The sequence below is a fragment of the Luteolibacter pohnpeiensis genome (assembly GCF_016595435.1).
In the GTDB taxonomy this organism is placed as follows: Bacteria; Verrucomicrobiota; Verrucomicrobiia; order Verrucomicrobiales; family Akkermansiaceae; genus Luteolibacter; species Luteolibacter pohnpeiensis.
Map to the genome: position 1 here is coordinate 94,982 of NZ_JAENIJ010000010.1, position 14,158 is coordinate 109,139.

Consider the following 14,158-nt stretch of genomic DNA (forward strand, 5'->3'; position numbering starts at 1 on the left):
CTTTCAGTCCGTGATGGTGAAAAGCCGGTGAACTCTGACTAATTCCAATACGGTCAAAACCGTGCCATGGACCTTGGTCAAGATGGCTGGCCCACTGCCAGGTGGCAGCAAATTATTGATATGAAGAAGTGCGCCGACGCCGGAGCTATCGATGAACTTCAAGTCATCACAATCGATCTCAACCGATTTCGTTTCCGGAGTGATCACCCCTGCTGCCGCTTCCCGCAGTTCGACTGCATTGGAGCGGTCCAATGAGGTCGTGTTGATTCGTATCTTCACGCGACCCTCGCTTTCGTGCACGTTCACCATGGCAATTAAAGACTCTACCTGACTGTTTTCGTATTAGAACTGCATTGTTTGCTTCCCTTGGACAACCAAATAGTTCACGAATCCAAAGAAGTTCCGAAATTTGAAATGGAGACGGACCCAGCAACTTACTGGAACCAAGCAAATCACGATGGAAACGTCGAGAAGTGGAGTATTCGCGCCCGTCGCAAGATGAAAATTTGGCGAATGACTACGCGGTTAGCGCGTGGCCTGAAGCGCCTTCTCGATATTTGTGCATCCAGCGCGGGATTGCTCTGTTTCTCGCCGATTTTTCTGATCACTGCCATATTGATCAAAATAGAGGATGGCGGCCCGGTGTTCTTCTGTCAGAAACGGGTCGGTGCAGGCGGCAAACTATTTGGCATGTGGAAGTTCCGCTCGATGATCATGAATGCGGATCAGGTGAAGGATCAATTGCTTGCTCAAAATCAGCATGGCCAGGCAGGCGTCACTTTCAAAATGAAGGACGACCCGCGAATCACCAAAGTTGGCAAGTGGCTGAGAAAATTATCCGTCGATGAGTTTCCCCAGTTTTACAATGTGCTCCGCGGTGACATGTCACTTGTGGGACCACGCCCACCGCTCCCGCGTGAAGTGGCGACTTACAAGGCTTCTCACCTGCGGCGGTTGAGGATCCGGCCGGGCATCACCTGTTTATGGCAAATTGGTGGTCGCGCTGAAATTGACTTTGAAGGGCAGGTTCGGTTGGATCTGCAATACATCCGCTCATCCAGTGCCGCCTATGACATCCTCATCTTACTCAAAACCATCCCAGCGGTCCTCCTCGGCAAAGGCGCATATTGACTAGCATGTCTCATTCATCCATCGACACATGCCCCCCCCCAACGAACATCCTTGAGTTATTGCTGCCTGATTGGTCCAACATTGATTCAATCAGAAAATCCCCTCTACCCTTTGCGCTTTGGACCATCGGTGACCAATGCCTGCTCCATCACTGGCTGGACCACGCAACCAACCTCGGCATGGAAAAAGTCCGAGTGTATGTGGCAGACCGCCCGGCTGAAGTCAGGCAATTGTTAGAACGATCGACCATCTGGCCGCTAGCCACGGAAACCATTTCGATCAGCTCGAATGAGGATGCCCCAACTACGGCAACCCTCGTGGATCACCTTCCTGGCCATCCACTGCCAAGTTTGCCTGAAAATGGCTGGGATCTGCTCGACCGGGCAGCTGAAATGGAAAAGTTGTGGCTGGACCAGCTCCACGCGGACTCCATGGGGGACCTCCTCTGCATCGGCTCATCCTGTCGGATTCACCCGGAGGCAAAACTGATTCCTCCGTATTTCATCGGCGACGATGTGCTCATTGGTCCCGATTGCGAAATCGGACCATATGCGGTCATTTCTCAAGGCGCTCTTTTGGCTGGTGCCAATCAGATCACGCGCTCCCACGTCTCACCCCATTCCTATCTCGGTCCGGTGACGGCATTGGAAGATTGCCTTTTGGTTGGCAGCACACTTTTCAACCGCAGGAATCGCGCGCGCATTGACCGAATCGAGGCGCACATTGCATCGGATCTTTCCGGGACCCATCCGGTTGTGCCATTGAAAGACCGACTTCTCGCCCTGAAACTTTATCTAACATCCCGGTCCTCCCAAGGCAGCTCCCCGGAGACCTTCCACACCTTTGATGGTCTGGATCTTCGAGGCAATCCGGGGCATGGCCTTCAAGTCCGCCGCTCCTGGTTACCCTTGGTTTGGAAAGGAAAAATGCAATTATTTGGTGTCCTGCCGAGATCCCGGGAGCAATTCGAGAGCCTGAGCCCGGATTGGCAAAACATCATCAGCCACGCCACCGTTGGAGTTTTTTCCTACGCGGATTGCCAAGGCTGCCACTCACCCGACGAGCCTGACGAAGCACTGCACGCGGTCTATCAAGCCGCCCTGCCCCCTGCCACTCTGCGCTCCGCCATCATTGATTTCACCCGCAACCTGAAACCAGCGGATCTGTCCCCATCATGAATCAAAGGGAACTCCTGCCCAACCAATCCGACGTCCTGCGCTTCACCTTCCCCGCTGATGGGAAAATGGTGGAGGCGCTCAGGACGCGTTTCATCGATACCCTCACCAACGGCGGCATTCCGGAAGAAGAACTCGTCCATTGGCGGCTGATTTTTAACGAAATCATCTTCAACGCCATCTTTCACGGAGCACAAAGCGATCCGTCCAAATCTGTAACCGTCGAATGGGCATTGATGGATGGTGCCATCATGCTCTCTGCGGAAGATCCCGGAAACGGGCCGTCCGATGAGCAATTGAAAAACCCACAGCTGCCGGAAGATCCAACCTCGGAATCCGGCCGTGGACTTTTCATTCTGAATGATTTCGCCGACGAAATCCGCAGCTGGCGCAGCAACCCGGGATTCCGATTGGAAATCACCAAGAAGTATCCCGGCATGGGACGCATTCTGGTGATGGATGATGAGATGGAAAAAACTCTGGAGGAACTTTCATCCAGCTATGAAAGTTTGTCGTTCTTCAATCGCCTCGCGGAGAATTTGATCGAAAGCGGCAATCTCCAGGAATTCATTGATGGCTCACTCAATGAATTCCTCGCACTCCGTCCGAATGATCGGATTTTCCTTCAAGGCTCACCCAAGATCCCTGACAACATTCGAGCATCCTTGTCGAATGCCCCATGGTTCCTGGATCCAGAAGAAGCAGATCCAGCACTGAGAACGCTTGGCTCTCTCACCCGCGAAATCATGTGGGAAAACAATGAGGATCTGGCGCGACAAAACCTGGATCATCCAGGACTTCGCTCCACGGGATCCGGCTGCGTGTTTCCGATTCTCGCTGGCGATATCCATTTCGGCGCGCTCGTGGTCTTGCGAAAACCCGGAAGCTCGACCATGCGCTTCCGCTCGCTCGGCACACTGCGCACCTTGGCAGACCTTTGCGGAATCGCCTGCGCCAATGCATATCTAACAACCATTCGCGACCAGTCCCAGAAGGATCTTCGGGAACTGGAAATCGCCGTCGGCATTCAAAAAGCGCTTTTGCCGATTCTGCCCGCGCCCCCGTCCCCCAAATGGGAGTTATCAATTCATCAAGACAGCTCGCTCAGCATTGCCGGTGACTACGCGATCGCCAAGCTGGACAAGGATGGTAACCTGGTCATGGCCATCATCGATGTGATGGGTAAAGGGGTCTCAGCCGCGCTTTTGGCGAGTATTTTCAAAACCGCCTTCACCTTGTCCGTCAATTCAGGATCTGCGGCAAAGATTCTGGAAACCATCAACGAAACCCTTTGCGAACAATTGGGCAATCTTACCATGTTCATCACCTGCGCAATCGCACGGGTCAGCAAAGATGGCAAGTCCATGGAACACGCCAGTGCCGGACATTGCCCGACGTTCTACTACGATGCCAATGATGTTAGAACCTTCCTGGATCCATCCGGCCCACCGATCGGAATCATCTCGGATGTTTCCTATCAAAACGACATGATCGAGCTCCAAGGCGGCGAACGATTCGTCTTCGTTACCGATGGTTGCTACGAGTGGGATCGGAAAGAAGAAAGCCAGGGATGGCACAAATTTGTAGATTTCATCGACTCTCAACGAAAACGTCCGGCCCAGCATCTTTGGGAACAACTCCGCGGCCACATTGCAAATTATTGCGGCCCCGTGCTGGAAGATGATTGCACCATTCTCACCCTCGACATGCTCCCATGAAACGCATTTTTGTAGCAGAAGATGATTTTGTCATCTCACGTCTCTATCAGATCCATTTCCAACGGAATCAGATCCAGGGAAGCTTTTTCACCACGGGGAAAAGCATGATCGAAAGCGCGTCGATCACACGACCTGATCTGGTCATTCTTGACTTCGAATTACCGGATATCCGGGGCCCGGAAGTCATGCGTGAGCTTCACCGCATCCCCGGCCGGGAAACCGTCCCGGTTGTCTTTGTTACTGGAAGGGCAACGCCCGAGGTCATCGACAGCCTTCGCAGCGAGGGTGCCAGCGAGGTCTTTGGCAAACCATTTTCGCCGCTTCAACTCATCCAGACGATCCGTAATCTAACAGGAGTCGAGGCGGGATGAAAGCCAAGATCGACATTTTCATCTTCGCCGACGCTCTCGGCTGGAACATAGCTTCGCGCAGGAAATTTGTAGAGGACCTGTTACCCGTCCGAAACCGCTGCGAAACCCTGCTCGGCTACTCATCAACCTGCGATCCGACGATTCTAACAGGAGCACTGCCCCAGGACCACGGGCACTTTTCCTTCTTTGTAAAAGCGAAGGAAAATCAAAGCCCCTTCAAATCCCTGCGCCACCTCGGATTTCTCCCTGAACTCGTCGCCGGGCACCATCGCGTCAGAAACAAGGTCTCGAAGTTCATTGCCGCCCGCCAAGGCTACACCGGTTACTTCCAGCTCTACAGTGTGCCTTTTTCAAAACTTCCCTATCTCGACTACACCGAGAAAAAAGATATCTACGAGCCAGGCGGTATCAATGGTGGCCAGCGCACCATCTTCGAACATTGGCAGGAATCCGGAAAACCCTGGACACGATCGAACTGGAGATTGAGCGATCCGGAGAACATCGATCACGCCAAACGAGAAATTGAAAAAGGAGATGTCGAACTGCTTTACCTCTTCACCGCCAGACTGGACGCCGCAATGCATCGATACGGCACGGACCATCCACAGGTCGACGAAGCATTTGACACCTTTGCGAAAAACCTCAGATCCATCGCGGACACTGCGGCTCGACACTACCAGGAAGTCCGCCTCCACCTATTCAGCGACCACGGCATGGCGGATGTCCATCAATGCTCCGACCTGCTTCCCCGCTGGGAGAAGCTCGGGTTGAAATTTGGCCGAGACTACACAGCGGTCTGGGATTCGACGATGGCTCGCTTCTGGTTCGCGGACGATTCTGTTAGAAAAACCGCAACCACCTGGCTCCAGGAACAAAAAGACGGTCAGGTTCTAACTGATGAACAACTCGCGGGCTATGGCTGCCTGTTTCCCGATCGAAAATTCGGCGAGCTGTTCTACCTGCTCCCTTCAGGTTCACTCTTCGTGCCATCCTTTCTCAATCAACGCAAGGTGACCGCGATGCACGGCTACGCTCCAGAGCACATCGATAGCGCGGCTGCCTGGATGTCCAGTCATGAAACCCTGCCGGTTCAAAATCTAACCCAGATCTTTCCGGTAATGCGGAAAGCTGCTTCATCCTGAAATGACCAACACGCGCATCCTGCATGTTCCGCGACGCTTCGCCATCGACGAATGGGGAGGCACGGAAAGCGTCATTTATAATTTGTGCCGCCAGCAGCAAGCTCTCGGCTATCAACCTGAAATCCATACTTCACGAGCACTTGCTTCTATCCCGTCGGAGGTTTGGAAAGACATCCCGATCCGTCGTTATCGTTACCAATATCCATTCTTCGGCCTTTCCGCTGATGAAATCCACGCGCTGGACAAAAAAGGCGGCAATCTCCTTTCGCTCGATCTTTTCCGGCATCTGCTGACTGCCAAAAATGTCAGAATCTATCATGCCCACGTCCTGAAACGCATGGGCGGCTCGGTTCTAACAGCTGCCCGATGGCGTAAGAAGCCGTGCGTTGTCACACTGCATGGAAATATTTTCGATGTCCCGGAATCTGAAGCAGCGTCGATCGTGGAAGCACAAGAAGGTCACTTTGAATGGGGAAAACCGTTCGGTGCACTGTTTCGTTCGCGGCATCTGCTTCATGACGTCGACGCCGTTCTTTGCGTTGGCTATTCCGAATATGAGAAGGCGAAAGAGATCCTTCCTCACGATCGGATTCATCATTTGCCCAACGGTGTGAATGCCGAGTCATTTGCCAATGGCAACCGCATCGCTGGCCGTCACGCCCTCGACTGGCCGGAAGATGCGATCGGGTTTGGCTGCCTCAGCCGGATTGATCCGCAGAAAAATCAATTGCTTTTAGTGGAAGCATTCGCCGCCTTGGTAGCCTCACAACCCAAGAAAAATTTCCGTCTATTGCTTGGCGGGCCGGTCACCAGCCAAACCTACCTTCAGGAAATTCTGGGAGCCATCGCTCGCCTCCATTTGGGCAATCTGGTCACCATTCATCCCGCTGTAGTGGCTGAATCCGAACTGCATCGGAATCTTCTAACAGCTCTTGATGCCTTTGTACTTCCTTCCCGCCACGAGCCATTCGGGATTGTCGTGCTGGAAGCATGGGCATCCGGCGTGCCAGTCATCGCCTCCAACATCGGGGGACTGCAACGATTGGTTGATCATGAAAAAGACGGCCTCCATTTTCCATCGTCCAATGCTCCTGCCCTAACGGCATGCATGGCAAGGATTGCAGATGAGCCGGATCTCGGACCTGCACTTGCGCGAGCCGGGGCGGCTAAAATTCAGGCGCACTACACTTGGAAAGCAGTCAACGCACAACTCGAACAAATCTATCAATCGGCGGAAGAACGCCAACGGGAACTATGACCGAATTTCCTAAAGCCGTATCCGTGGTGATGCGATGCAAAGACGAAGGGTGGGCCGTCGGCGGCACGCTTCGACAACTCTTCAATCAAACTTTTGATGGTGAAATCGAGTTGATCGTCATTGATTCAGGCTCGACGGACGGCTCTCTGGAAACCCTTGCCGCTGCCAATCCTGCGAAGCTGATCCAAATCAAACCGAGCGAGTATGTTCCAGGTGTGGTGATGAACCGGGGCGCTGCCGAAGCAAGCCATGACTGGATCATCTATCTGAATGCGGATGCCGAACCTGTCGGCACGGATTGGCTGAAGGAACTTCTAACAACTGCTATCGAGACTCCGAATTTTGGAGCCGCTTTTTCCCGACAAATCGCCCGCCCGGACTGTCAGGCAGTATTTGCCCATGGACTTGAACAGTGCTTCGGTCCGCAGCGTGAGTCTGCAAACTGGGAACATTTTTTCAGCATGGTAAGCAGCATCACTCACCGCTCCGTGCTGGATGCCCACCCGTTCCGCGAGGATCTCCAATACGCGGAAGATGATGAATGGACGCGCCGCTTGATCGAGAATGGTTATCAAATTCCGTTTTCCGAAAAATCCGTCGTCATGCATTCGCACAACTACACGCTTCAGCAATCCTACAAGCGGGCTTTTGGCGACGCCAAAGCAATGGCGGCCACAGCCGAAAAACCTCCGGAAAATGCACTCACGCGCTGGCTCGCCATCGGACTGGGTTGGGCAAATGATACCCGCAAGGATTTGAAATGGTGCGCGGCCAATCACCGCCTAACAGAAATGCCGCATGCCGCTGCGGTGCGTTTTTACCAACGACTCGGTCGCAATGACGGCTATCGCGCAGGATGGAAACATTACCAACGTGACACATGAAAATTCTAGCCATCTCGAACCTTTACCCACCCCATGAAATCGGGGGTTATGAAATCCGCTGCCGTGACATCATGGAAAGAATCATGCAGCGTGGGCATGATGTGCGCATTCTGACATCCGATCATCATGTCCCGGACAGAGAGGAAATTGCGCAACCTCACGTTGCAAGAAAGCTAAGAATTCACGGATTTTTCGGCCACCCGTGGTTGCCGATCCATCAGCTCTACGCGCTGGAAGCTCACAATCATCGAGCCCTGCAAGCAGAGATCGACTCCTTCCAGCCCGACCTGATTCATGTCTGGAATCTCGGCGGTATTTCCAAATCTCTGCTGCACCGGTTAGAAAATTGCGGCATCCCACATGTATACGATATTTCAGATCACTGGATCGCCCGCAGTATCGCAGGAGATGTGTGGCTTTCCTGGTGGAATGACGCTGGATCGAAAGGACGAGTTTTCGCACGCAAGTTCGCTGAGACGATCGGTTTACGGAAAAAACTCGATCAAATCGCGCCCACTGCATCGGCCAAGAAACTTCGATTCAAGAACATCTATTTTTGCAGCGCCTTCATGCGTGACCACACGGTTTCTAAAGGCTGGCCGGTCTCTCACGCATCGGTCATTCATTGTGGAATCGACACCGGCGGTTTTACCGTGAAGCAAGATCACTCCGGGTTTTCAAAGCTTCTGTGGGTCGGCCGACTGTCGGAGGACAAAGATCCACTCACCGCAATTCGCGCCTTGTATCATGCCCACCAACTTGGTCTCACGCATCTGACTCTTGATCTGTTCGGAAAAGGAGATGCTGCCTACACAAGCATCGTCAACGATGAGATCTCCAAACTCAATCTAACAGAATTCGTTAGACTTCGGTTGGCACCTGCCGCGGAAATGCGGGGACTCTATTCTCAATACGATGCTTTGCTCTTCACCTCGAACTGGGGCGAACCTTTTGCGTTGACCCCCTTGGAAGCCATGGCCTCCGGCCTTCCGGTGATCACTTCATTGGATGGCGGGCAAAAAGAACTCGCGCGCGACAAGGACAATTGCCTGATCGCTGGCGCCGCCCAGCCCGAACTCTACGCTCAACGAATCAAGGAATTGAGCGAATCAAGCAGCCTGCGCGAATCCATCGCCTCAACGGGTCTGACGGAAGTTCGTGAGAAATTCGATCTCGATCCGATCACGAGCCAAATCGAAGAGTTCCTGACCCAAGCCGAAGGATCATGAAAATCCTTTTCTATGATGACAGCCCGGTGTTCGGCGGTCATGAGGTCATGTCCCTGCTCGGACTTGAGGCGATTTTATCTCGCAACACCTCCCCTCTCCACTTTCTGGCATCCGCAGCAAATCAGAAGTTGGTCGAGCGCCTGAACGCGATTCAATCCAGGTTCCCTCAATTGGAAATCGAACTTCTGCCCTATCAATCCTCGAAATTGGAAGCTGCCAAAAACCGCTTGTATCCCGGTCGAGCGACGAAGTTGTCGAAACGTTTTCGGGAGATCAACCCATCGCTGGTCGTTGCCGTTCAGGGAAACATCGAGCATTCTTCACTGGCACTCATCGCCTCCAGAAAAGCAGGCATTCGATCAACAAGTTACATTCCGGTCCCACATTCCAATGCGGAGATGGGTGCAAAACTTGGAGCCGCCCGCGATTTATTTTGCGGTCCGTTGTTCAAGCTGCCGGATAGCTTCATCACCATCACCGAGGAAATGGCAGCCATGCTCAAGCTCCGTGGCGCCACCTGTCCGATACATATCGTCTACAACGGCGTGGATGTGAACCGATTCCGCCCCGCGGATAAAACCGAATCCCGTATCGCGCTTGGCATTCCTACGGATGGAACCGTACTTGGCATGGTCGGAAGACTTGAATTCAGTCAGAAACAACAAGATCTACTAGTCCGCGCCGTGGCCGGTGAAGCAACGCTGACCGATCGAATCCACCTGGTTTTCGCTGGAGATGGACCGGACAAGGATTCCCTAAAGCAACTGCTCGACAATGCTGGAATCACCAGCACTCTCCTCGATTGGTCCGATCCGGCGGTTCTCTATCCAGCACTGGATGCCTTGGTAATTCCATCGCGTTATGAAGGTTTGCCATTGGTCATGTTAGAATGTCTATGCACGGGGACCACCGTAATCGCCAGCGATCGCGATGGCATGAAGGACGTCTTGCCAGACGAATGGAGATTTACTCCAAATCAACAAAATGCTCTCGCTGCGATCATTGCGAAATTCATCCAATCAGGTAAACCTTCACCTGCACCTGAGCTGGTTGCCCGGGTGCGCCAGGAAATGTCACTTGACTCTTTCTCAAACTCGTTCGCTGAGACGGTGTTCTCACTTGCCATCTGAGCCTCGGCTCCTTATTCTTTAAGTTATCCGAAACAAATCTGACCAGCCTATCCCCGGCATTTCTTCGGGATCTTCGCCATCATCTGACGTCGAGCTTACGGCAGATGCATCCCTTGCCGCCCCTACCCCACCCAAAAAAGGGTTCAATTTCCCTCTTCCGACCGATCCGATCCGTTTGTTAGGTGGTGTTCTAACACGCTGGCCGTTCATCACCGCAGGCATGCTTTTATTCGGTGTGCTCGGTGGACTAGCAGGGCTCGCATTGCACACACCGTCTTATTCGATCTCCCTTTCATTGATCAAACGGCCGGTGCCGCAAACGGTCCAAACTTCGGATACAGGGGAAGCTTTCCAGCCCGGTGATCTGAATGACGCGACTCTGCTCGCCACCTTGCTTGCTTCCGAGCCGCTTGATCGTGCGGTGGAGCGGGCTAAAAACGGACTCGAACAATTCGATCCGAAGACGCTGGTAGAAGCCTCCCAATTGGAAGGCACCAACATCTTCTTCATCACCTATCATTCGCCCTTCAGCGCAAAAGACGCGATCAGCTTTTCCAATATCTGGGCAGACGAAATCAACGCTTACACCAAACGCTTTCAACAAACCGAGGCCCGAAGCGTACGCATCACCTTGCAGAGCGAGGTCGCCTCATTCGAAAAACAGTTTGCTGACATCAATCGGGAAATACTCGAATTTTCTGAAAAGAATGAGTTTTTATCCAGCGACTCCCAAGTCGCAGCGATCCTTGCGCAACTTGGACAAATTGATCTCGATCTCGCAACCGCGCGGATAGAGGCAAAATCCAAAACTGAGCAAATTGAGAAACTGACGGAGCAACTTCGGCGACAAAGCCCCTTGGAATTGCAGTTAAAAAATGCTCAAGAGGATCTTTCCAACCTGCGGTCGACTTACACCGATTCCAACCCGCAGGTGCTTTCCAAACTCCAAAGCATCGCCTATCTGGAAGAACAGATCAAAGACCTTTCGGAAAAGAAAGACACGGATCTCGAGTATTACACCGGAACTCCACTCGGGAATCAGATCTACCTGGATATCATTCAGTTAACGAACGAAAAGGTCCAAGCGCTGAGCAAAATCGATGCCCTGCAAAAATTGCAGGAGCAAGCATCCAGCCGCCTCAAAGATCTTCCAGGCATCATCAACCGCTATCAAGCACTGCAGAAGAAGCGGGATAACATTCTGGAAGGTCTGTCACTTCTAACAAACCGCTTGAAGGAAGCCGAAATCTACGCATCCGGTGCGCCCGGCTATTGGCAAGTTTTCCAAGGACCTGATCCGCGACTCGTGATCGAAAACTCGAAGATCAAAGCTCCCCTCTTGTTAGGAATTGTTGGAGCAGGTCTCGGCGGTGGCTTGACGGCAGTCATCTGCTTGCTGCTCTCGCACCGCTCGACCCGCCGCTCGGTGATCGAATGCTGTGTTGCAACTCGGGCGCCACTCATGGGTCTCATCCCAACAGTCTCCGAGGAAGCCGAATATGAAGCGGTCAAAAACTTTTGGATCACGTCGCTATCCCCGCATCTTGATGGCATTTCGAACTGCATGTTCTGGACTTCAGGATTGGATCAAGCCGCTGAACATCGATTCTGGCGTCATTTAGGGAGAGCAGTGATGGAGGACGAAATGGCCCCACTCCGGGTTAGAAATCTCGATCCTGAAGGCCATTGGTCTGCTGACCAAACACTGGCCGGATTGGTATGGCTTCGCTCGGACGACCCAATTCCCTGTCACCTGTTCAGAGCGTCCATGGTTCCGACTGGAAAGAGCCGTAGCACTTTGGAAAATGTCGACTACTGGATTTCGATCGTCGCCAATGACAAGGAGTCGGTGAATCACGTGGAGCGTTCGCTTTCCGTCATCCAATCTTACTTGGAACCGTGCGATGGAACCCTGGCCTGGATGAGTCCGGCGAAGGGAATGTTCCGCCGCCTCGCAGATTTTGCCTCTATTTTTCTAGCGAAAAAAATCTCCCAGAAAAGTGCATCATGAATCGGTTCTACATCATTCTTTTGCCCTATTTCATGATGGGCAATCTCGTTGATGCTGATCCCTCGGCAGGCAATGAGACGGCACCAGAAACCGGGAAAGCCATTCCTGGAAATCAAGCTCCACCTGGCCCGACTTCCTGGAGAACCCGATATGAGCTTGGTCCCGGCGACGTGCTGAATTTTGCATTTTACGGCAGACCAGATCTCGATCGCCCAGCCATGCGGATCGGCCCCGATGGCACGATCAGTTATCTGCAAGCGAAAGATATCAAGCTGACTGGTCTAACCATCGATGAAGCCCGATTGAAAATTGAGCAGGCGCTGTCGAAAGATTTCCTGTCACCACGGGTGATTCTAACACCTGCCGAAGTCGCCTCGAAACGCTTCACGGTCTTGGGCAAAGTGGTGAAACGCGGAGTTTACACCTTGGAGCGTCCAATGACTCTGGTCGAGGCCGTCGCAAATGCGGGTGGCTTGGAAACAGGATTGTTCGAACAAAACACCATTGAGCTGGCGGATCTGGATCGCTCTTTCCTTTCCCGGAACGGCAAGCGACTGCCTATCAATTTTCGCCGGTTGTTCCTGGAGGGAAAAATGGATGAGAATGTGGAAATCGAGCCCAATGATTTCATCTACCTCGCCTCTAACATTAGTAACGACTACTATGTCTTTGGTGCTGTCACCAATCCCGGGGTGCAGGGTCTAACACCGGACGTCACGGTGGTCAGCGCACTTAGCCGACGCGGTGGCATGACCGAGCACGCTTGGGCGGATCGGGTACTCGTAGTACGTGGAAGCTTTGAAAAACCGGAGACCTTTGAAATCAGCGTAAAAGATATTCTCGCCGCTAAAGCACCTGACTTCGCGCTGCAACCGAATGACATCGTCTACGTCGCCGACCACCCGTGGACCAAGGCAGAGGAAATATTGAAACTCGCCCTCAATTCCTTTGTCGGCAGCGCCACTTCCAACTGGATCAACCTCAACGTCGATCCGATCATCACCGACCCTATCATACCTGGCAGAAGATGATCCGCACCTTGGCATATCTCTCCCTAGCGTTGGCGTGGTGTTTCACCTCGTGCCAACAAAACATTCCCGGTAAACAATTCGATCCTCGGGTGGATCAAAAAGCACCGGAGGATATTGAATTTCAGACGATCGAAACTCACCGCACTCTTCCTCCAGAAACTCTGAAACCAAGCCAAGATCCTTACAAACTCGGCGCTGGTGATGTTCTGGAAATCGAGGTGGCTGAGGTTGACGACACTCTTGCACGGACTTTTGTAATGCCGGATGGCATGGTCTATTACAATCTGGCCGGCGGCGTTCGGGCTGAGGGTTCGACAGTTAAGGAATTTACCAAAACCGTCACCGAAGCTCTTAAGAAGGATTATACCAATCCCATCGTCAATGTGAGCCTGGCTGAAATTCGGTCACGCCGATATTGGATTCTCGGGCGGGTTTTCAAACCCGGCATCTACCCCTTGCGTCAACCAACCACCGTATTGGAAGCCATAGCAGAGGCAGGTGGACTCTTCACCTCACGCTTTTCCGGGACCACCGAAGAGTTAGCGGACCTAACCAACAGTGTGGTGATCCGTGATGGCAACATTCTCCCGGTCGATTTCACCAAATTGATCAAGGAGGGAGATACCTCGCAAAACATTTATCTACGGCATAATGATTTTGTATATCTCCCCTCCGCCCAATCCGCATCCGTCATGTTGCTGGGCGCTGTGAACTCGCCGCGTGCGATCGGGTTCAAGGATGACCTCTCGCTCATTCAGTGTATCGCCCAGGGACGAGGTCCTGCACCCGGAGCTTACATTGATCAGGTGGTCATCGTCCGCGGTTCGGTGACCAAACCGCAAGCCGCCATCGTCAATCTCCGAGCCATTCTAACAGGCAAGGCAACCAATGTTCACCTAAAGGCCGGAGATATCGTCTGGATCCCGAGAAAACCACTGCAACTCGCGGAAGATACGGTCGAGCTGATCTTCCGGGATGCCGCGCGCGCCATCGCGGTGAACGAAGGTGCCAACGCAGTGGGTTCGGACGAGAAATCGATCATTTCCGTCCCTGTCGGCAGCGGCCAGTGATCGGTTAG

At 52.9% G+C, this 14,158-nt stretch carries 13 protein-coding genes; 12 read left to right on the forward strand and 1 reads right to left on the reverse strand.

Annotated features, from left to right (window positions below; all coding sequences use genetic code 11):
• Positions 1-3: 3 nt before the first annotated feature.
• Positions 4-309, reverse strand: a complete 306-nt coding sequence (locus tag JIN85_RS08325) for an STAS domain-containing protein (RefSeq protein ID WP_234047310.1) — start codon at positions 307-309, stop codon at positions 4-6.
• 204 nt (positions 310-513) lie between these two features.
• Here JIN85_RS08325 and JIN85_RS08330 point away from each other — a divergent pair, with 204 nt between their 5' ends.
• The 12 genes from JIN85_RS08330 to JIN85_RS08385 all read left to right on the forward strand — a co-directional run bounded on the left by JIN85_RS08330 (position 514) and on the right by JIN85_RS08385 (position 14,150).
• The gene (locus JIN85_RS08330; protein ID WP_234047311.1) at positions 514-1,131 is read left to right on the forward strand and encodes a sugar transferase; all 618 of its coding nucleotides are present in this window, start codon (positions 514-516) and stop codon (positions 1,129-1,131) included.
• Positions 1,132-1,310: 179 nt separating this feature from the next.
• Entirely contained in the window at positions 1,311-2,309 is a 999-nt protein-coding gene (locus JIN85_RS08335) for a hypothetical protein (RefSeq protein WP_200269553.1), read from the forward strand.
• Positions 2,306-4,024 carry a SpoIIE family protein phosphatase gene (locus JIN85_RS08340; protein ID WP_200269555.1) on the forward strand — a complete coding sequence of 573 codons (1,719 nt, stop codon included), beginning with the start codon at positions 2,306-2,308 and terminating at the stop codon, positions 4,022-4,024. Before JIN85_RS08335 ends, JIN85_RS08340 begins: the two co-directional genes overlap by 4 nt.
• Positions 4,021-4,395, forward strand: coding sequence for a response regulator (locus JIN85_RS08345; protein ID WP_200269557.1), 375 nt, complete (start codon positions 4,021-4,023; stop codon positions 4,393-4,395). Before JIN85_RS08340 ends, JIN85_RS08345 begins: the two co-directional genes overlap by 4 nt.
• The gene (locus tag JIN85_RS08350) at positions 4,392-5,537 is read left to right on the forward strand and encodes an alkaline phosphatase family protein (RefSeq protein WP_200269559.1); all 1,146 of its coding nucleotides are present in this window, start codon (positions 4,392-4,394) and stop codon (positions 5,535-5,537) included. The genes JIN85_RS08345 and JIN85_RS08350 overlap by 4 nt, the downstream gene beginning before the upstream one ends.
• A gap of 1 nt (position 5,538) precedes the next feature.
• Entirely contained in the window at positions 5,539-6,795 is a 1,257-nt protein-coding gene (locus tag JIN85_RS08355; RefSeq protein WP_200269561.1) for a glycosyltransferase family 4 protein, read from the forward strand.
• Positions 6,792-7,679, forward strand: coding sequence for a glycosyltransferase (locus tag JIN85_RS08360; RefSeq protein WP_200269563.1), 888 nt, complete (start codon positions 6,792-6,794; stop codon positions 7,677-7,679). The genes JIN85_RS08355 and JIN85_RS08360 overlap by 4 nt, the downstream gene beginning before the upstream one ends.
• The gene (locus tag JIN85_RS08365) at positions 7,676-8,908 is read left to right on the forward strand and encodes a glycosyltransferase family 4 protein (RefSeq protein ID WP_200269565.1); all 1,233 of its coding nucleotides are present in this window, start codon (positions 7,676-7,678) and stop codon (positions 8,906-8,908) included. The genes JIN85_RS08360 and JIN85_RS08365 overlap by 4 nt, the downstream gene beginning before the upstream one ends.
• Positions 8,905-10,038 (forward strand): glycosyltransferase, encoded by a 1,134-nt coding sequence (locus JIN85_RS08370; protein ID WP_200269567.1) that lies wholly within the window; start codon positions 8,905-8,907, stop codon positions 10,036-10,038. Before JIN85_RS08365 ends, JIN85_RS08370 begins: the two co-directional genes overlap by 4 nt.
• A 175-nt stretch (positions 10,039-10,213) precedes the next feature.
• Positions 10,214-12,049, forward strand: a complete 1,836-nt coding sequence (locus tag JIN85_RS08375; protein ID WP_200269569.1) for a GumC family protein — start codon at positions 10,214-10,216, stop codon at positions 12,047-12,049.
• A complete protein-coding gene (locus JIN85_RS08380; RefSeq protein ID WP_200269571.1) occupies positions 12,046-13,080 on the forward strand; it encodes a polysaccharide biosynthesis/export family protein in 1,035 nt (344 codons plus the stop codon). Before JIN85_RS08375 ends, JIN85_RS08380 begins: the two co-directional genes overlap by 4 nt.
• Positions 13,077-14,150, forward strand: coding sequence for a polysaccharide biosynthesis/export family protein (locus JIN85_RS08385; protein WP_200269573.1), 1,074 nt, complete (start codon positions 13,077-13,079; stop codon positions 14,148-14,150). The genes JIN85_RS08380 and JIN85_RS08385 overlap by 4 nt, the downstream gene beginning before the upstream one ends.
• Positions 14,151-14,158 lie beyond the last annotated feature (8 nt).

Excerpts from the sequence above, each read along its gene's own strand:
- JIN85_RS08325 (WP_234047310.1), bottom strand. The coding sequence starts at position 309 with ATGGTGAACGTGCACGAAAGCGAGGGTCGCGTGAAGATACGAATCAAC.
- JIN85_RS08345 (WP_200269557.1), top strand. The coding sequence starts at position 4,021 with ATGAAACGCATTTTTGTAGCAGAAGATGATTTTGTCATCTCACGTCTC.
- JIN85_RS08360 (WP_200269563.1), top strand. The coding sequence starts at position 6,792 with ATGACCGAATTTCCTAAAGCCGTATCCGTGGTGATGCGATGCAAAGAC.
- JIN85_RS08335 (WP_200269553.1), top strand. The coding sequence starts at position 1,311 with ATGGAAAAAGTCCGAGTGTATGTGGCAGACCGCCCGGCTGAAGTCAGG.
- JIN85_RS08350 (WP_200269559.1), top strand. The coding sequence starts at position 4,392 with ATGAAAGCCAAGATCGACATTTTCATCTTCGCCGACGCTCTCGGCTGG.
- JIN85_RS08330 (WP_234047311.1), top strand. The coding sequence starts at position 514 with ATGACTACGCGGTTAGCGCGTGGCCTGAAGCGCCTTCTCGATATTTGT.
- JIN85_RS08385 (WP_200269573.1), top strand. The coding sequence starts at position 13,077 with ATGATCCGCACCTTGGCATATCTCTCCCTAGCGTTGGCGTGGTGTTTC.
- JIN85_RS08340 (WP_200269555.1), top strand. The coding sequence starts at position 2,306 with ATGAATCAAAGGGAACTCCTGCCCAACCAATCCGACGTCCTGCGCTTC.
- JIN85_RS08365 (WP_200269565.1), top strand. The coding sequence starts at position 7,676 with ATGAAAATTCTAGCCATCTCGAACCTTTACCCACCCCATGAAATCGGG.
- JIN85_RS08370 (WP_200269567.1), top strand. The coding sequence starts at position 8,905 with ATGAAAATCCTTTTCTATGATGACAGCCCGGTGTTCGGCGGTCATGAG.
- JIN85_RS08380 (WP_200269571.1), top strand. The coding sequence starts at position 12,046 with ATGAATCGGTTCTACATCATTCTTTTGCCCTATTTCATGATGGGCAAT.
- JIN85_RS08355 (WP_200269561.1), top strand. The coding sequence starts at position 5,539 with ATGACCAACACGCGCATCCTGCATGTTCCGCGACGCTTCGCCATCGAC.